This is a genomic window from Pseudoflavonifractor gallinarum, assembly GCF_014982855.1.
In the GTDB taxonomy this organism is placed as follows: domain Bacteria; phylum Bacillota; class Clostridia; order Oscillospirales; family Oscillospiraceae; genus Pseudoflavonifractor_A; species Pseudoflavonifractor_A gallinarum.
Genome location: NZ_JADCKF010000015.1, coordinates 23406 through 41967 on the forward strand (window position 1 = coordinate 23406; position 18562 = coordinate 41967).

The following is an 18562-nucleotide window of genomic DNA, read 5'->3' on the forward strand; positions in this document are numbered from 1 at the left end:
AAAGTATGAAAGCGAAACTAAACGTGATAAAGAACTGGGAGTTCGAGGAATTTGAACTGACGGGAACTTCCTTCAAATACAGCCCGACTGGATGCAAGGGTATGGTAGCCCGCGGTGAGGATGAAATTGTGTTTTGGACCTATCATCTCTCGCAAAAGTGCAGCGGCGTTTTGTGGGTCAAAGGCGAAGTTTCCAGGTGGATTCCCAGCCCAGAGCGGAAAGAGCAGCAAGATGTTTGGGAAGTTCCTGTCTTGCTCTCATGCGACAGAGGAATACTATTGGTTTGCCCGGCCAGTAAATCCCTTTGGTGGATGCCGCAGATGGATGGAGAGTGGATTCCGATCTCCATGGATAACTGGTGTGCCCAGGGTATTCCCAAGCCGGTGGCAGTCACCGGAAGCCAGGGCGTTTTCCCTATTGTGTGCCGAGTGGACAACTCCGCTGATGCGACCAACAGTTTTACCAGCCTGACGGTAGACTTTGAAACCATGACTGCACACTGGGCAGAAAGCGGCTCTTGCGTATACAGCAAAGCAGGAACCCGACAGACCCATTTGGCGGCGGTAGAGCGAGCTGGCGGCAATTTTGCCCAGGCAGACTTTCACTACAACTATCCTATGATTGGCTCCATACTGGAACAGAATGGACAGTTTTATGCCTTTTTGGAAAGCAGCACTATCAATCCGGCAGGTCTTTCTCTCATGGGCTACTATTGGTATCTGGAACTGGAGGAAAACGGACTATTCAAAAAGAAACTGTGGGGCAAAGATAATTTAAGCCGCCTGCCCGGAAAACACGGGATGCGCGGAAAATTCTCCGGTGACAGGACTTGCCTGATCCTGTCTCCCATTTTTAAGAATGATGACTGGAAGGGTAAACAAAAGGTGCTGCGCCTTTCAGATTTGGTGCTGATCGACCTTGCCATGCCCCGTGGATACGCTTCCTTCCATGTGCTGGATGTATGGGGAAACCGGGCATTTCTCAGCGATGAGAAAAACAAGCTGGTTCTTTGTGAAATGACCTTGGAGTAGTTATGAGGTAAACTAATGGAATTATTTGTAAAAAGAATAGCTTGGGAGCTGGACAATGATGACGGGCTGTCCTGCCTGTTCTTTGAACTGGAGGATGGTTACTTTACACTCTCCCGCAAGACCGGCACGGAAGCACTCCGCTTGGAAATGAATGATCCAGCCAATGGTCAGTTGATTGACCCGGACTGTTTTGAATATGCCCTTGATAATACCAGGTTTCGTCTAAATATCGTGCGGAACAACCGAAAGGTTCTGCGGTATCTGGAAGAACACCGCATCAACACGGAGTTGTATGGAGAAATCGTCCTTCACTACACCCCTCTCAGCAAGCCACAGCTTGAATCATTATCTGCCGTGACTCTCAGGCTGTTTTTCGGTGAACTGCTTTTTTAACTTGAGACAGGATCGCTCTGAATCAGAAAGAGGGAATGGCTATGAACGAAAAACTATTTCGCCCACAATTTGACACCTTGAAACTGTCCGATAAGCTCTGGCTGATGCAGGGGCTGGCCGCTCGTTATCATTTGACATTTAAGGAACTATACGCCTTTTCCCGCTGGGGACAAAGCTGCACCACCGGCCTGTTTGAAAAAGGCGGACGGGAGTTTGTCTTTGTCCCGGGCGATACCGTAACGCTTGGCTGGGAGGGCTTTGTCCACGGGATGGACAAGGCCAACCAAGAGGAACTGACGGATATGTTTGCGGAAATCGAATATGAGGGCTCTGTGGAGGAATTTCTCCGGCAGGGCATGACCCCAGTACGCCGGGTGACCACCGGCCCCATGTTCGTAGGCAGAAAACTGGAGGAGATCGGCTGGGAAAGCGTACCCATGAACGATCCACGCATCATCGCCCCCCCCGACTGGCTGGAAAACTTGCAGAAGTGGGCGGGCCAGAACAGCCAGAGTTTTGAGATACACGAAACTGTCCGCTTTGAACGCAATGGGGATAGCTGGCAGGCGTCGCTGTGCCATCCAATGACCTACCCGGAGTTTCAGCGGTCCCTGTTGTGGGAGCTGGTAGCCAGCCTTCCCACGCCGGATGAGTGGGCCTATCTGTGCGGAGGCGGATGCCGTACCCTGTTTCCATGGGGGGATGGACTGGACTACTCCATGCATCTGCACCACTTTGAAAGCGAGGAAGATCGGGGCAAGCCATACGACATGGAACAGCCCAACTTCTTTGGCCTGTCTATTGCCTACGACCCCTATAAGCGGGAGCTGGTAGATGGGAAAACATTGACCACCTGCGGCGGCGACGGCGGCTGTAATATCTGCGGTGGCATGGGTCCTTTGCTTGGATATTTACCCTGTTCACCTCACTGTAAACCGGAGGTTCGGGAAGATAACGAGATTCACAATGACTATGACTTTTTCCGTCCTGTTATCCGGGTGCAGACATCCGGGTGGAGAATGGTATCGCCCGGAGATGAGAGGTGATATTACCAGACGATTGACGCGGTGCAGGAGCGGCTGAACGGCTGGCAGCGGATAGGATTGTAAGGGAGGCATAATGGATGATATATAGGTTTACGGAAGTATTAAACGATCTTGTTAATTATTTTCTCCTTGGTGACATTTTGTTGCTGGAGAACTGGAAGCAGGCAAATCATCTTTCAGATGATTTAGCGATGGAGTTTACCACAAACGAAAGCGGCGACAGGGTATTTTCCGAAGGAATTGTAATCCCAATGACCGGTATTGAAAACTATCCCTATACCATATTGTTCAATCTCTCTGGTGATAGACCGGAGCTGCGTAAAGAAAGAAACCGATTGCAGCTTAGAAAAAGTGGCTATTCCCTCAAAGTAGATCATAATATGCTGATGCTTTTTACATGGCCAATATTGGAACAGTTTACGCCTGAAAAGGTGAATGATCTGATTTCTTACTATAGAGTGCATAAGAAGCCGATGATTGAGCTTGCAAATGGCTGGTATCATATCGAGATTTTGGGTGGAGAAACCTTGCAGGACGGGGACTATGAACCTACATTTGAGTTTGTGATACAACCAGCCACAAATGAAGAAGCCACCATAAATTCAGATATGAATTTTAGCTTTGAAATTACAAGCTCTGCTTATTAGAGAAACCTATCCATACCGAAGATGGAAAAGGAGATCATGATATGGATTTATTGAAACAATGCCAGCAATGGTTTGAACAGGATGAAGCGCAGAAGGTAATCGACACCCTGGAAGCCATCCCTGCCGAGGAGCGCACCCCGGAACTGGACAGCGAATTAGCTAAGGCATATATTGCTGTTGCAGATATAGGAGAACGGGAGCCTTTTGAAAAGGCGTTGGAACTTCTGGCTCCCCACGAGGAGTATTTTGCGGACGATCACTGCTGGAATTATCGGATTGCTTCCGCTTATTATTTTCTGGATGAGGAAGGCCCTGCCCTGCGTCACTTTGAAAGGGCACTGGAAGCCCGCCCTGGAGATAAAGATACCCAGGAGTACATAGACGATTGCCGCCGTCGTTTGTCCCTGCCCCGGTTTGAAAAGAACTTTCGGGAAAGGACGCGGGAAGCGTGGGCAGCCTTTACTCAGATCGAGGGGTCGCTGCGTCAAATCATGGATACGGACGAAACGCACCAGCGCGGCGAAGAACTGATTGAAAAATGCGGGAATGCACTCAAAACGGCCCTGCGTGATACTTCCTTTGAGCTGGGCTTCAATGGCGAAAAGTATGAATTGATCCTCAGTCCAGAGGGTCTTCGCTCCCGCCTGTTTCCGCTCGTGTACTTCCAGAAGCAGGCCCCGGAATCGGTACTTGAGCATTGGAATATCTGGGTGGGACGCCAGCCTTCCAAGGACTTTATGCTTCGGGCCGGAGACATGGAAATTCGGGCCGAGGATGTGCAAGTGTGGGCGGAGAAAACAGAGGATCAGCGATTGAGCCTGATCCTTTGCTGTGAAAAGCTGACGCCAATCTTAAAAGAGGACACAGACAAGGTCTGGTGGGCGCTCTCTATGCTGGTGGACCAAACCATTGGAGAAGTTTCCGCTATCGCTTTTGTTGCCGGGTTTGATGTTTATGCTCAGCCGAAAGAGGAACCGGCTATGCTCCTCTCCCAGCTGCCGGAACTGCTGCAAAGCATGGGACTCTCCCTCTGGCGGGACGGCAGTGACTACCTGGAAAACAGCTACCTTGCCTATGAACTGGAACCGGTAGAAGACCCGGAGGCCGACTGGCGACTGGATGTCTATACCGGCACCTGCCGTCTCCCGGTAATCATCAACGACTACATGTCTGCCCGCAGTGATGCGGTGGACGAATACCACAAGGACGGCATTGCGGTGGGGTTCCTCTGCTACCCATTAGAAGGCTTTACCGGCGAGGAGCGGAGCAACGCCATTCTGGACTTCCGGGATGACCTGCGGGATGCCATCCTGCGGGATGCGGGAGCGGAAGCGGTGACCTTCCTGGGCGGGGCCACTGGCTTGTATTGCGGGTACCTGGATTTCATTGCCTGGGATTTGCCCGCTGTACTGACTGCGGCACAGGCGTTTTTTGAAGGAAGCGGCTTGCCCTATGCCCACTTCCACGCATTCCGGCGGGATGTGGGCGGTGTGCCGCTGCTGGATGAGAACGAACCGGAGCCTGATATTCATGAGGAAACCGGCTCCCTGCTCTCGGCAGAGGATATCAAAACGCTGGAATCCTTTGATGAAGGCGTTTCCGGCTACTTTGGGAAAATGCTCCGCTGGCTGGAGGATTTTATCAAAAGCGGCGTAGAAGAAGGAAGATTCAGCGAAAAGCAGGCCCATCAGGATTTGCAGATCGCCCTCTGGTATTCCTTTGCCTGCAACAATCTGGATGACTATATCCATTATTACCGGGCAGCGGAGTGGATGAAGGATTCCGAGAAAAACGCCGCAGGCTGCGCTACCTGGTACTACCGCTATTCCGTGGCGCTGATGTACTGCGGCAGACTGGAAGAAGCGCGCAGCTACGCGGAAAAGGGCGCTCAGGAGGAACCGGACTACCCCTGGATCTGGTTGCAGGTGGGCAAGCTGCGGGCGCATTTTGGCGATCAAGCCGGCGCGCTGGTTGCCGTCGAGCAGGGATTAAAACTGGAGCCGGGCGATTATGAGTTCTTGACCTTGCAGGAGGAGATTAAAGCCGGAGCAACCCTGGAACAGATGGAGTACCATTGGATCAACCCCAATGCCGACCAACTGCTCCAGCAGGGGCTGGGTGAGGATGTGGATGATAAACAGCGCGCCCTGGCCTGTATTCGAGTAGACGAAGCGGGACTTGCCGAATTTTATGAGCTGTTCTGCCCGGAGCGGTATGGCTATGAGAAAAATGCCCCCTGCTGTGAATTCCGATACCCGGTGAAGGAACACCTCGTGGAGCTTTCCTTCCGTATGAACGAAGCCGGACTCTCCAAGATGGGAACGGAATGGCTACGGCAGCTCAAGGAACGGCTGGACAGCGGGGAATGGCTGACCCACAACCCTGAAGGAGAACCAGAGGGCATTCTAACAGGTGTGTTTGTGGACCAGACCCGCCACATTGGTCTTGTCTATCAACAGCCTGGAGAGGATCAATATTTTCAGATTTTCCTGAATCCAGACGGCACAAAGGCAGATGCCATCTGGTCCTCGACGGATAGCAGGGGCCCGGAGGTTTATACAGAAGATGAGATGTCCGCAATCGAGCAGCACATCAAAAACACCTTTGGCGAGTTTGAGAATGTGTTCCATGAGCTGGTTTCCCCCGACATTCATGTGGACATCTGCGTTGTTCCACCCTCTGAGGCGCGGGACTACTACACGCTGGTGACCATGGGCATGGGCGCCCACCGGATGAATGTACCGGAGGAGCTGGCGGAATACAAGCTGGAGCAGGCGGAGCTGGCCATCGCTCTGCCGCCGGACTGGAAACTGGATGAGGAATCCCTGAAGGATGAGCGGTGGTACTGGCCTATTGGCCTCTTGAAGGTGTTGGCCCGCCTGCCGATTTCCGGTGATACCTGGCTGGGCTTTGGTCACACGATGGACAAGCAGTCGCCGTTTGCGGAGAACACGACGCTCTGCGGCGCACTTCTGGTGGGCCCGCAGGATGTTGTCTGGAACGGAGGCGAGGTCTGCACTTTGCCCAGCGGCGAGGAGGTCAACTTCTATCAGATAATTCCTCTCTATCGGAACGAATTGAAGTATAAACTGGAGCATGATGCGGACGCTCTGCTGGAAAAGATGGCAGGTATCAGCTTTGTGGTCAATCCCACTCGCCGGAATGCCATTACCAGAGGAACGCTTGCGGAGGAGGATTTCACCGGCGATATGGACGATGCCGTCTGGCACCTGGAATCCATTCGGGAAAAGGGCCTGCCGGTGGATGAGATCAATGCCTACAACCACATGGCAATCTATCTGCGCTGGTGCATGGAGCATGACCTGATGAGCGTGGAATTTATGGAGCGCTACTGGGAGCAGGTGCAGCCGTTTATGGCGGATTTGAGCCGCGCCGATCTGCGTGGCTTTATCCGGGACCAGCTGAACGGGCAGCTTTTTGGGGCACTGTTCAACAAGGAGGGCGCGGCCTTTGCTTCCTACTACTATGGGGAGGCGGACAGCCCTTACTTCCCCAGCGACATTGACAACTATGCCTTGGCATATTTCGGCTCGGAGCAATATTACTCCGACAAGTTCCAGGAGGAAGCCTATCTGTTCATTCCCTTTGATGAGGAGTATTATCAGGCTATGGCAAAAGTGATTGATAAACGCTTTGCCAACTGGCAGGGACAGGATTTCGATCACGATACTCTGGAGCCTTCGGAGCTTGCGAAGGCCATGATGAAATATCTGAACTGTGAATGTACCTATTTCCCCGCGATGGCGGACGATGATCCCATCATGTCGGCATATAACTATGCCAAACGAGAAAGTGTCAAAGAGGGCTTTGTGCCGGTTCTGATTAAGGCGGATGACGAAATCTTGTGGGAATGCCTGATTATGAATTCCGACCCGGACAGCGATGGCGAGGACGATTATGCCTTTGATCCGGACAAGGTAGCAGAATATCGCGAAAAGATGCTTGCCACTTTTCTCAAGGATGGAAAGATGGTTCTGGAGGAAATGATAGGGCAGCGCAAAGAAGAAGCCGAGGATGACGATATGGACTGGGATGAGGATATCCTGGGCGAGATGGTGGGCGGATATGATAACCGTCGTTTTTCAAGCTACTGGAATTCCGATAGCAAAATGACTTATCCTCTCATTCTGGCTAAAATCCCAGTGAAGAATCCTTGGGAGATCTTTGCCTATCTGCCCTTTGGCGACTGGAATGAATGTCCTGACACGCAGTCGCTGATGGCAGTGGCGAAATACTGGTTTGAGCAATATGGCGCGGTGCCCGCAGTTATGACCCACGATGAACTGGAGTTCCTGCTCCCGACTCCTGTTTCCCAGGAGAAGGCCATGGATGCAGCAGTGGAGCAGTACGGCTTCTGCCCCGATGTGATCGACCAGGGTCCGGAGGAAGCCACCGCGGGCGCTCTGGCCGATGTGTTGCGGCAGTCCACTGTTTGGTACTTCTGGTGGGATTAATGGGAGCCTGTGTGTACAAAGGAGTTCTTCTCTGCCTTTGCCCAGCATCTGGCGAAGCGAAATAAGGCAGAAAGAACATGCCAACTGCCAAGGCCAAGATAAAAGTGAATTACCGGAACCTCAAACGGAGCGCCTGCGGCAAAGCAGATGCTCCGTTTTTCTGTCAAATGTATGTCAATAGGATATGATTCCCCCAATACAAGTAGAGAGGTAACTCGGACACCATCCAAACATTATGCCAAATCTATGTCACATGCAAATGTTCTCGGCTAAAGAAGTAGAGAGAGTTTCGAGAAGGAGATGGTCAACATGAAAGAATCCAATTACAAAAGCTACAACGAACTGCCGCTGTTTCTTAATTCGGAACTGGTGGCAAAGGTACTGGGTGTGTCACCATCCAGCGCTTACGAGCTCATGCACGAACCGGACTTTCCGGTGCTGCGTGTCGGCAACCGCATGGTGGTACCCAAGGAGCAGTTCATCCAATGGGTGGTGAATCATACAGAGGGAGGTGTGCACAAATGAATTTGCTTTCCAATCAGCGTAATCCGAAGCGAAGTCGCTTCACACTTCCAAATGATATCTGGAAGTGTGAACTAAAGCCGCAGGGATTTGCCATCCTCGCCTATCTCTGCTATCTACATGTCCACTGCAACAAAAATGCCTCACCCAGTGCGGATGAAATCGCATCCCAACTGCACATGAGCAAAGACATGGCTGTGAAGCAGATTGCCGAACTCAACCGTCGCGGTCTACTGGATCAGCACATGGTTCCGATACTTAAAAGCAACGGCAAGAACTTTTTCTCTCTGCCCAATGAGTTGTTTTTCTTGAACATCGGTCACGGAGCGATGACGGTCTACGCCTACCTGCTCTATTGCGAAAATCGCAGAACTCATCAGTGCCATCCCAGCTGCCGCACGATTGCCGCGGCAGTACATCTCTCAGCGGCCACGGTAATGAAGCACATCACAAAGCTGGAGGATCAGCGGCTTATCGCTGTTGAGAACACCAACTATATTGATGACCACGGCATGAAGTGGAACGGCAACAACCAGTACACCATTCTGCCTATTCAAATGGCGATGGATCATTGCTACCAGCAGCAGATGCTTCGACTGGAGGAACAGCAGAAACGGGATCAGACGCAGAAACGCTTGGGATGGAACGCGGAGAACGCCCCGTGTGTCCCACTGTGAGGGGCTGTGTGCCCTCCTTTGGGGCAGGGCATAGTCCCTGCTCCACCAGGGGCTTTTAGAGCGGATTTGGCCCGCTTTCAGAGGTGCTCCCGGGGACGAAAGAAAAAGCGGGGACGAAAGAAAAAGCAGGATAAAGGCAAGGCGTCGTCCGCGACGCCTTTTGCCGGTCACAACTGCCCGCAGTGCGGGCAGTTTCAAGAGCTTCCGTGGGCGTTGGAAATGGGGTCAAAATCAGAGAGAAAATGAAATCCTGCGGTCGTTATTCCCCAATGCTTACTCCCACAAGAAAAAAACAGGGGTCAAACCTTGGAAAGGAGCCGTTATGAGCAAAAAAAGAAATTCCCCCTCTACCTGTCGCCGGAGAAAAAGGCCATTCTGGAGCGCCGGTAACAGGAGGATGGGAGCCGGAGCATCACCGCCTTTTGGCAGGCGGTAGAGCAGAAAATGGTGGCCTATGTCCTCGTCAACGAATGCCAGTTCAACGGCGAGGATCTGCGCCAGCGGCGGGCGGAGAGCGTTCGAAATGTGCGGAAAACCAATGGCTGTATCTCGTTGGAGCAGCATGTGCGCGAGGCCTGGGAGGAAGACGCTGAGTGAAAGATCCAGGAAAAGAAGATTGCTATGGGCCACAAGCTAGATGACTATGAGGAAGAGCAGACTATAGACGGCATGACCATGGGCGGATGGTAAGCAAAAATAGCACAGTGTTAACAATGATAAGGGCCGCGTAGAAATAGTCCGGAAAAATTGATAACAATCTGATAATTGTGGTCAAAAGCCCTGGCTATTCTCTCTGTATTTCGGTATTGTGTGTTGCTGAAAAGGAGGCGACGCACCATGAACGACTACATGAGAGCCCTGCACCAGCGGTTCTACCGGGAGCCGGACTTCAGTGAGTTAGAAGAAGATATTGAGAACACTCGGCAGGAGGTGCGGGACTGCCTGGACAAGCTTCAGCGGCGCAGGCTCATGCATCTGGTGGACACCCAAAACCTGCTGCGGGAGGAGACCTCACTGGCCAGCTTCACAGCCGGGTTCAAACTGGCCTGGGGACTGAGCAAGGAACTGGAGGCAGACGGCCTGTACTCCTTCGATGAGGAGGAAACAAAGCGTGTATGCCACGGGATAGAACAGGAGGATTGAATAAGATGATGAATCGACTTCCGGTCCAGCGGTGCCAGTACTGTGGTTGCGAGGACATTGGCCTTAGCTGGCAGCATGGCGAGACGCTGGTCACTTTCAAAAGGCATGGCCTGCTTGACAACCGGCTACGGTATCTGATCTGCCGACGCTGCGGCGCCGTGCTCTACCAGCGGGTGGCTGAGCCTCACAAGTTTCCACCTGTGGGGTAAGAACGCAAAAGTTGCGCCGCAAAACAAAAATAAGGCCTTGGGGGTGAAATGGCATGGCAAAAAGACGACCGTCAGGTGATGGCATGGTCCGCAAGCGGAAAGATGGACGCTGGGAAGGGCGCATCGTGGTGGGTCACAAGGAAAACGGTGATCCCATCTTCCGCTACATCTACGCTGATACCCAAAAGGAACTGACGGCAAAGCTTCGGCAGAGCATCGAGGCGTATCAAGGTGTCGAGTTGACTGAGGAGAGCCGGATGACACTGGGACAGTGGCTGGAACAATGGTTAAAGAATATAGCTCCTACTATCCGTCCCTCAACCTTGAGTCGATATGAAGGCACAGTGCGTAATCACATTGTCCCCTATATGGGAGACAAACCAATCTCTCAGATAACCGGAAAAGATATTCAAAAATTGTATGATACGCTGGTTCGACAGGGAAACCGAAACACGGGAGAGGGGCTGGCCAGCGGTACTGTCCGTGGGATTCACGCAATGTTCCATGAGGCAATGGATGCCGCACAGCAGGCCAGCCTCATTCCACGAAATCCTACAGAGGATATTGACGCACCCAAATTCAACTACAAAAGCAAAAAGGTGCTGACAGATGAACAACTGGAAAAATTCATGGAAACCATTCAGAGGGACAGTGTCTGGTGTGATTTCTTCTACGCGGAACTGACTACAGGCCTGCGCCGTGGTGAAATCTGCGGGCTAAAATGGGAAGACTTTGACGAGGCCCACAGTACACTGAAAGTCCGCCGCACAATCCATGAGGAAAAGGGCGGCAAGCTGACCGCCTGGGATACCAAGACTGCTGCGGGAACCCGTACCATCCATCTGTCACCCAGTACCGCAGATCTACTCCGAGAAAGGAAAAAGACTGCTCTGACAGAATGGATCTTCCCCCATCCATGGAAGCCGGAGCAGCCAACCCGCCCGAGTGCCGCCTATGAACGGATGAAGATCCTTCTGAAAGAGGCAGGGCTTCCTGATCTTCGCTTTCATGATCTCAGGCATACTTTCGCTACTCATGCCCTGACATCAGGAGTGGATGTCAAAACTCTGTCCGGCATCCTGGGACACACACGGGCCGCGTTCACACTGGACACATACACTCACACCACAGGAGATATGCAAAAACGGGCAGCTGAGATCGTAGAAGAATTTCTCATTGACATCTTCGGAGAGGAGTTGAAGCCATGGGAAGAAAGCGGAAAAACGGCGAAGGCACCGTCCGGCTGAGAAAGGATGGCCGCTGGGAGGGACGGATCGTCATTGGGTATGATGAGAATGGCCTCCCCAAGACGAAGAATGTGTTGGCCAAGACCAAAGGCGAGTGCATAGAGAAATTAAAGGCGCTGAAGAGTACCATCACCCCGAACACACCTGTAAAACTCAAGGCAGATATGGCATTTGGAGAGTGGCTGGATTATTGGTATGAAACCTATTGCAAACCCAATGCCCGGCCCGCTACTCAGAGGACCTACGAAGGGTATATCCGTTTATACCTTCACCCCAGGTTGGGCAGCATTCCCCTGAACAAAGTGACCACCAGTGATATCCAACAGATGTGTACCTGGATGATGACAGAGGCCCGTCTGGATCAGAAAAACGGAGATAGCGGACTCTCGGACAGTCAGGTGATAAACTGTTACAGCCTATGTGATCGGGTATTGAAAAAAGCGGTGGCAGAAAAGTTGATTGTCCGCAACCCAGCAAAGGGCTGCAAACTGCCTCCAAGCAGGCCAAAGGAAATGAAAGTCCTCTCCCGAGAGGATATGCAGAAGGTGCTGATTCAGGCCAAGGAAGAGAATTACTACGAACTTTTCCTTCTGGAATTTGCCACTGGTCTGCGACTGGGAGAACTGATGGCTCTCCAGTGGGATGATGTGGATCTGGTCTCCGGGGAATTGAGGATTAACAAACAGGTAAACCTCGTTGGTTCGAAATTGGTAATCAGTGAGCCGAAAACCAAGGCGGCTGTCCGCACTCTGATCCTGCCCCCATCTGTCAGGAAGGTACTGGCAGAATACAAGACCAGAATGAACTCCCGATGGTTATTCCCCTCGCCCAAGAAGGACGATCTGCCGATTATCCCCTCGGCAGTCAGCCGGCGGCTTCACACACTGCTGAAACATGCGGGATGTGAGCAAGTTCGCTTTCACGATCTGCGCCACACTTTCGCAACCAACGCCCTGGCCCGCGAGATGGATATCAAGACGCTGTCCACCATCCTGGGCCATGTATCCAGCGCAACCACCCTAAACACCTACTCCCATGTCACCGACGAGATGCGCCAAAGGGCAGCGGTGAAGATCGACCAGGGCATCGCAAAGGCAGAGGTGCAGGAGGATACAACTATTACCCAGCCAGAGCGCACCATGACCACCTTCCAGGCCAGAAAACGCTGGAGTCGAGAGGCCAGTTGAGTCAAAATTACCGGCCCATCAGGGGATGCTATCCCTGGTGGGCCGGTTTTCGCTGTCTGTGGGCAAACACGTGGTCAAGCGGCGCACAGGATGAGCCTGCAGTCTGAATGTAGGACGAAAATACTACTGTTTGCGGGATATTTGGATATTTTCAAAGAGATTTAGTGGGCAAAGTTGCGGCAACTATTGGTTGGACTGGGAGAGACAAAGAATATCGCCCGCTGACATCCATGGATGTTCAGCGGGCACTACTGCCTATTTCAGCGATCTTGCTCAAGGTACTGGCTATATGCATTTTTCCAGTGTTCTGCCGCTTTCGGGAAGGCAGCGTCATCATGGGCGCGGATGAACTTCAGTGCCTGCTTGTATTTGGGATATTTGTAGCCGGGATGGTCGAAAAACAATTTAAAAATCTCGTAGCGGCTATATTCCTCGCAATCTATGCAGGTGGTGTGGCCTTTGGTCAGGCAACATTTCTTCACAATGAAATCATCAAAGAGGCCGGACTGGACCACATTTGGGTCACAGATCTCCGGCACACCTGCGCCGTCCTGTCTCTGCAAAATGGAATGGACACGGAAGAGGCTTCCCAGATGCTGGGCCACTTCAGGACCGCAATGATACGGCAGAACTATGTCCCCTATCTGGTATGCCCAGCCGCCAAGTACGAGAACAAACCCACGGAAGCGTCTCAGGAGAAATTGCGGCAAGCGGCAGACATTCTGGATAACCTCCTGAAATTCTGATGGATATTCTGCGGAAGGTGTGGTATATGTTTGTGTCACAAGGAGGCGATGATAATGGAAAATGAACTGCTCAAGGGGCTGTATGATTGTTTCTATACCCCAGCGGAACTTTCCGAGCAGGAGGAAGAAGTGACGGCGTACCATAAAGCGTCGATCGAGGCACTGGCAAAGCCGGAGCACAAGTTGGTGCTACGGATCATCGACGCCTAGGACTCTATCACAGAATAGACCTCCCTCGACAGCTTTATCGCCGGGTTTGGGGAGGCTCCCCAACAAGCGTTTTTGCGGTCCCCTCGGACTGCAAAAAATAGCAGGTGTGGCCACACTTGCCCTGCTTGCTGGTAGTACGCTGTTCCAATGAAAGCTACCATGTAATTGTCAGTTTCTTCGTGCCATCCTTGCGTTGGCTCTTTTTCGTCACTATAATAAGCCCATAGGAATATCACCAACTTAGCGATCATACAAAGAAAAACCCTGCTTGGAGGGCGTTATGAAAGTACTATTTGTTGAGGACAACTTGGAGATATGTGAGATGCTGGGAGGCTACCTCACGGCCGAGAATTTTGAAGTGGACTGTGCATACGACGGGGAGCAGGCTTGTCAAAAGTTTGATTCCAACACATACCACATCGTATTGCTGGATCTTATGATACCCAAAATCAGCGGTATGGATGTGATGAAGCATATCCGCAAAAGCAGCACCGTTCCGATCATTATTATCTCCGCCAAGGATACGGAAGTGGATAAGACCTTGGGACTTGGTCTGGGCGCGGATGATTACATTACAAAGCCGTTTTCCGTGGTTGAGGTTCTGGCGAGGGTGAAGGCGAATATCCGCCGGACAACAGAATATGCAGCCCCGATTCAGGCGCCGGAGGAGCTTATCTTTCGTTCCCTCAAAATGGACTTATCCAACCATACCGTGACGAAAAACGGCGTCTTACTGGAACTGACAGCCAAGGAATTTGATATTCTAAAGCTGCTTCTGCAAAATCCTAAACGGGTCTATACCAAGGCGCAGATCTATTCTCTCATTTGGAATGATGTGTATGTTGGGGACGAAAATGCGGTAAATGTTCATATCAGCCGACTGCGAAATAAAATCGAAGATAATCCCCGTTCCCCGGAGTGTGTACTTACAGTTTGGGGAATTGGATATAAGTTAGGAGAACCCACATGAGTGAGGCAACGATTATTTTCTTTCTATCCATCTGTGTGGCCATCTTAGTCTGTGTGATTGTCTATCAGCAGTTTGCATTTCGGACAGGCACCCAGGCCAAGCTGAATGGGATCAGCCAAAAGCTGGAGGAAATTCTGGACACAGACAGCGACGAGAAAGTGATGGTTTTCACCGATAATCCCAGCTTGATTTCCCTGGCAACGCAAATCAACCGGCTTTTGGTGGATCGTCAAAAGGTGAGGGCAGATTATAGGCGTTCGGAGCTGGCCTCAAAGCGGATGCTATCCAATATCTCTCATGATATCAAAACGCCCATGACCGTGATCCTGGGCTATCTGGAGATCATGCGGGTAAGCGGTGATCCGCGCCAGGAAATGCTGGGGAAGGTAGAGTCTACTGCCCACCGCGTTATGGAGTTGATTACTCAATTTTTTACCTTGGCAAAGCTGGAGGCCGGAGATACAGAGCTGGAACGCTCCAAACTGAATTTGAATGAGATATGCAGCGAAAACATCCTCAGTTTTTATGAATTGCTCACTACTCAGGATTTTCAGATTGAAGTTAACATTCCAAACGCTCCCGTTTTTGTTATGAGCAATTCGGATGCCTTGCAGCGTATCCTGTTCAATCTGATTTCCAATGCCATCCGATATGGAGCGGACGGAAAATATCTGGGAATGGTTCTGCGTTCTGACGAGGAAAACGCATATATTGATATTATTGATAGAGGACGGGGCATCCCAAAGGAGTTTGCCGACACGATTTTTGACCGCCTCTTTACAATGGAAGATTCCCGTAATCCACGGATGCAGGGAAATGGACTTGGGCTGACGATTGCAAAAAATCTGGCGGTACAGTTGGGCGGTGACATTACCTTGACCAGCCAGCCCAATGTAAAAACGGTGTTTACCGTCACATTAAAGAAAATGACCTATTGAATATAGGTCATTTTTTACGAAAGGAATTTGTAAGGATTATTCAAGAGTTTTGAAAAACGGACTTCCTATAATACACAGTATGAAAGGAGGCACCCCAATGCAATATATCCTACAAACCAACCAGCTCACAAAACGGATCGACGAAAAAGAGCTGGTTGTGGATGTTGACCTTCACATCCGAAAGGGTGAGATATACGGTTTTCTCGGCCCAAACGGGGCAGGTAAAACTACTGTGATGAAAATGCTGACCAACCTTTGGAAACCCACCAGCGGCACGATCGAATTGTTTGGAGAGATCTTAACGCCAAAATCCTATGAGGTGCTGAAACGAATGGGTAGCATGATCGAATTTCCCACCTTTTACGACCACATGACCGGGCGGGAAAATTTGCGGCTCCACGGGGAGTACATGGGCTATTACAATGTCAACAGTGTGGAGGAGGCGCTGCGGATTCTGGATTTGACATCCGCCGCCGACCAACCAGTCAAACGCTATTCGTTGGGCATGAAAGAGCGTCTTGGGATTGCACGGGCCATCATGTGCAAGCCAGAGCTTCTCATTTTGGATGAACCAACCAACGGCCTCGATCCGGCAGGAATGAAGCAGATCCGCGATTTGCTGAAAACACTCTGTACGGAATACGGGATAACCATTATGGTTTCCAGCCACATTCTTTCGGAGATTGAAAGTATTGCGGATACGGTTGGGATTATCCACCACGGACGGATGCGGAAAGAAATCAGTATGCGTGATATTGAGGAGAGCAATCTCAACTATATCGAAGTAACTGTTTTGGATGAAAAAAGAGCTGTCTATGTTTTGAGTGAAAAACTGGGTCTGTCCAATTTCAAGCTCGTGGAGGGAGGAACAATCCGCATTTACGATCCAGAGGCATCCACAAGTCAGCTTTCCAAGGCTCTGTCACTAAACGATGTGGAAGTGTTGTTCATCGGCAGAAATACCGAGACTTTGGAAGATTACTTTTTGAAGCTGACCGGGGAGGTGGATCGCTCATGTTGAAATTGATTCGTCTGGAATGGCAGAAAAATAACATTGGAAAGTATATCCGAAATGCGGTGATTCTCGCCGTACTGCTTTCCATCTTTATGTTTGCGCTGTGCTACCTGGGAATTGCAAATGATCCGGAGACGGGTGTACCGGATGCAGCACCGGGTAATAGTACCATATCGGCTCCCATTGAATTGTTCAGCAGTATGTCGTCTCTGGTATTTACAGGAGTTATGCTGTCCACCTTCATCGTGAGCGCATACCAGAATAAAACTATGGATTTGATGTTCTCTTATCCCATCAAGCGCCAAAAAATTCTGGTGTCTCAGATGCTGGCTGTCTGGATTTTTAACTTTGCAGCACTGGTTTTGACCAAGCTATTGCTCTATGGAGTCGTACTGCTGGGATCGCAATTTAGGGTATCTTCGTTCCCGTTGGACTATGATATGACTAGTGTGAGCTTCTACATTCAGCTGCTTGTAAAGTCTATTACCATTGTTACCATGAGCTTCATTTCCTTGTTTATTGGGATGAAAATGAAATCGGCCAAAGCCACAATCGTAGCATCTTTCCTGCTCATCCTTTTGACACAGGCCAATATTGGGGACTTAACAATGGCAAATAATGTGGTTGTTTCAGCCGTGCTTACCGTTATTTCTTTGATCTTTGCATTTTTGTCTATCTTCCAAGCAGAGGAGAAGGACTTGACCTGAGACTGGAGCACAAAAGAATAAAAACATCACTGCAGTACGACGGCAAAAGAAAAAAACCGTCGTACAGCAGCATATATTCACGCAAGAACAGCGGCGGTTTTGAGAAATCAAGGCCGCCGTTTTCTTTTTGAAAAATGAGGTTACGGGGGAGTGTTAAAGTCGCCCTTCTTTAAGGATACGGCGGTGCCCGGGAGGTATCGCCGTGTCCTTTTTCATTTTCCATCCCCCTAACCTGTCAAAAAAAGCCTGCCATCACAACAGGATCGGCTCGGCATTGAACATGAAATACAGCAGTCTATAAAAAGCAATAAAACATCGTGCACTTGTGTGTCGTTGCGGCATGCAGGCGTATTTTGTTTTGTCCACTTTGGGACAACTTGGCCCGAAGTAGACAAAGACGGCCCGTGCTGCCGATCCCCGCCGCAATTCGTTCAGATCGCCATTCACCCCAACTATCTGAACGGAGGAATTACAAATGACGACTATCAATCTGAAAGACTTTTATCCGTGGTACACCCACGACGAATACATAGAGGTTTCCAAAGAAGTGGCCGACGAGCTCCGGGCAAACAAATTGTATGAGGCTGCCTATCAGCGGCGGATCGTCCGCAACAAAGCGCAGTATTCTCTCGAGTGTGAGGACGGGGTTGAATACTCTGCCTGCGTTTCTGAACCCACCCCACAGTAGCTGCTGGAACGCATGGAGCTGTTTTGCCATCTTCAATTCCTGGCCCGAAACGCAGGGCCGCCGAGTGGACGCCTGTGTGATCCGCGGCAAGAGTCATCAGGAGGGGGCTATGGCCGAAGGTGTCAATGAAAGCTCGGTGCGGGAGTCCGTGAAGCTCGGTTTGGAGAGCATGAAAAAATATTTGAAAAAAGTTTTGTAAGTTGCCCCCGCATTGGGATGTTTTTTGGCCTTGGTATATGAGAGGAGTTACATCCGATCAACAACTGAATAGCGGTGGCCCCGAGCCATAGAGCGGGGAGCTGTTGGACAAGCTGGCCGTTTGCCCCTCCGGGTCGTCGCCCCATCGGGAGCATCATGTTGAGTATTGCTGTCTTATGACGGGCCAAGGAAATGAGCGTGGCGCTCCCGAAACTTTTATCAAGGAGGAAACCGACATGAAGTATGATCCCGAACTGGCGACCCTGCTTGCCCAAAGGGGGACTGTCGGTCATTGTTTTCGTATCGCTCTGGAAGGAGGCCCCACATGGAAGATCCCGTACCCGTCAAGGAGGAATACACCTATCAAGTCGGCAAAATCCAATTCATTGTCGCGCCCGTCTACAAGGACAAAGGTTATACGGACACCATCTTTTTTGTGGATGACGGTATCACCGGCACCACCATGAAACGCCCCGGCTTTCAGAAAATGATCGCCGCAATCGAGGCCTGATA

General features: G+C 50.9%; 19 protein-coding genes and 1 pseudogene. All 20 read left to right on the top strand.

From position 1 onward, the window contains the following. Positions 1 to 5 precede the first annotated feature (5 nt). The 20 genes and pseudogenes from INF37_RS14080 to INF37_RS15805 all read left to right on the top strand — a co-directional run bounded on the left by INF37_RS14080 (position 6) and on the right by INF37_RS15805 (position 18560). Entirely contained in the window at positions 6 to 1031 is a 1026-nt protein-coding gene (locus INF37_RS14080) for a hypothetical protein (protein ID WP_193538982.1), read from the top strand. A 15-nt stretch (positions 1032 to 1046) separates the two neighbouring features. Beyond that, entirely contained in the window at positions 1047 to 1424 is a 378-nt protein-coding gene (locus tag INF37_RS14085; RefSeq protein ID WP_193538983.1) for a hypothetical protein, read from the top strand. Positions 1425 to 1465: 41 nt separating this feature from the next. Beyond that, a complete protein-coding gene (locus INF37_RS14090) occupies positions 1466 to 2470 on the top strand; it encodes a hypothetical protein (RefSeq protein WP_193538985.1) in 1005 nt (334 codons plus the stop codon). 77 nt (positions 2471 to 2547) lie between these two features. After that, on the top strand, positions 2548 to 3117 hold the full coding sequence (locus tag INF37_RS14095; RefSeq protein WP_193538986.1) for a hypothetical protein: 570 nt from the start codon (positions 2548 to 2550) through the stop codon (positions 3115 to 3117). 41 nt (positions 3118 to 3158) lie between these two features. Further along, on the top strand, positions 3159 to 7592 hold the full coding sequence (locus INF37_RS14100) for a suppressor of fused domain protein (RefSeq protein ID WP_193538988.1): 4434 nt from the start codon (positions 3159 to 3161) through the stop codon (positions 7590 to 7592). 309 nt (positions 7593 to 7901) lie between these two features. Next, positions 7902 to 8117 carry a helix-turn-helix transcriptional regulator gene (locus INF37_RS14105; protein ID WP_193538990.1) on the top strand — a complete coding sequence of 72 codons (216 nt, stop codon included), beginning with the start codon at positions 7902 to 7904 and terminating at the stop codon, positions 8115 to 8117. Beyond that, positions 8114 to 8791, top strand: coding sequence for a helix-turn-helix domain-containing protein (locus INF37_RS14110; RefSeq protein WP_193538992.1), 678 nt, complete (start codon positions 8114 to 8116; stop codon positions 8789 to 8791). The genes INF37_RS14105 and INF37_RS14110 overlap by 4 nt, the downstream gene beginning before the upstream one ends. A 444-nt stretch (positions 8792 to 9235) precedes the next feature. Next, positions 9236 to 9388 (top strand): hypothetical protein, encoded by a 153-nt coding sequence (locus tag INF37_RS15795; protein ID WP_235964360.1) that lies wholly within the window; start codon positions 9236 to 9238, stop codon positions 9386 to 9388. Positions 9389 to 9628: 240 nt separating this feature from the next. Continuing rightward, positions 9629 to 9934 carry a hypothetical protein gene (locus INF37_RS14120; RefSeq protein ID WP_193538994.1) on the top strand — a complete coding sequence of 102 codons (306 nt, stop codon included), beginning with the start codon at positions 9629 to 9631 and terminating at the stop codon, positions 9932 to 9934. Positions 9935 to 9939: 5 nt separating this feature from the next. Continuing rightward, positions 9940 to 10143: a hypothetical protein gene (locus INF37_RS14125; RefSeq protein ID WP_193538995.1), complete on the top strand. Its 204-nt coding sequence runs from the start codon at positions 9940 to 9942 to the stop codon at positions 10141 to 10143. Positions 10144 to 10196: 53 nt separating this feature from the next. Then, positions 10197 to 11390: a tyrosine-type recombinase/integrase gene (locus INF37_RS14130; RefSeq protein WP_193538997.1), complete on the top strand. Its 1194-nt coding sequence runs from the start codon at positions 10197 to 10199 to the stop codon at positions 11388 to 11390. After that, positions 11348 to 12577, top strand: coding sequence for a tyrosine-type recombinase/integrase (locus INF37_RS14135; protein ID WP_193538999.1), 1230 nt, complete (start codon positions 11348 to 11350; stop codon positions 12575 to 12577). Before INF37_RS14130 ends, INF37_RS14135 begins: the two co-directional genes overlap by 43 nt. 164 nt (positions 12578 to 12741) lie before the next feature. Further along, entirely contained in the window at positions 12742 to 13323 is a 582-nt protein-coding gene (locus INF37_RS15800; protein ID WP_235964361.1) for a site-specific integrase, read from the top strand. Between the two features lie 54 nt (positions 13324 to 13377). Then, entirely contained in the window at positions 13378 to 13533 is a 156-nt protein-coding gene (locus INF37_RS14145; RefSeq protein WP_193539070.1) for a hypothetical protein, read from the top strand. Between the two features lie 280 nt (positions 13534 to 13813). Continuing rightward, positions 13814 to 14503 (top strand): response regulator transcription factor, encoded by a 690-nt coding sequence (locus INF37_RS14150; RefSeq protein WP_193539001.1) that lies wholly within the window; start codon positions 13814 to 13816, stop codon positions 14501 to 14503. Further along, positions 14500 to 15441: a sensor histidine kinase gene (locus INF37_RS14155; RefSeq protein ID WP_193539002.1), complete on the top strand. Its 942-nt coding sequence runs from the start codon at positions 14500 to 14502 to the stop codon at positions 15439 to 15441. Before INF37_RS14150 ends, INF37_RS14155 begins: the two co-directional genes overlap by 4 nt. 97 nt (positions 15442 to 15538) lie before the next feature. After that, a complete protein-coding gene (locus INF37_RS14160) occupies positions 15539 to 16462 on the top strand; it encodes an ABC transporter ATP-binding protein (protein ID WP_193539004.1) in 924 nt (307 codons plus the stop codon). Beyond that, positions 16456 to 17163 (top strand): ABC transporter permease, encoded by a 708-nt coding sequence (locus tag INF37_RS14165; protein WP_193539006.1) that lies wholly within the window; start codon positions 16456 to 16458, stop codon positions 17161 to 17163. Before INF37_RS14160 ends, INF37_RS14165 begins: the two co-directional genes overlap by 7 nt. A 475-nt stretch (positions 17164 to 17638) precedes the next feature. Then, positions 17639 to 18050 (top strand): annotated as a pseudogene (locus INF37_RS14170) (sigma-70 family RNA polymerase sigma factor). Between the two features lie 324 nt (positions 18051 to 18374). After that, positions 18375 to 18560, top strand: a complete 186-nt coding sequence (locus tag INF37_RS15805) for a recombinase family protein (protein WP_235964362.1) — start codon at positions 18375 to 18377, stop codon at positions 18558 to 18560. Positions 18561 to 18562: the final 2 nt, after the last annotated feature.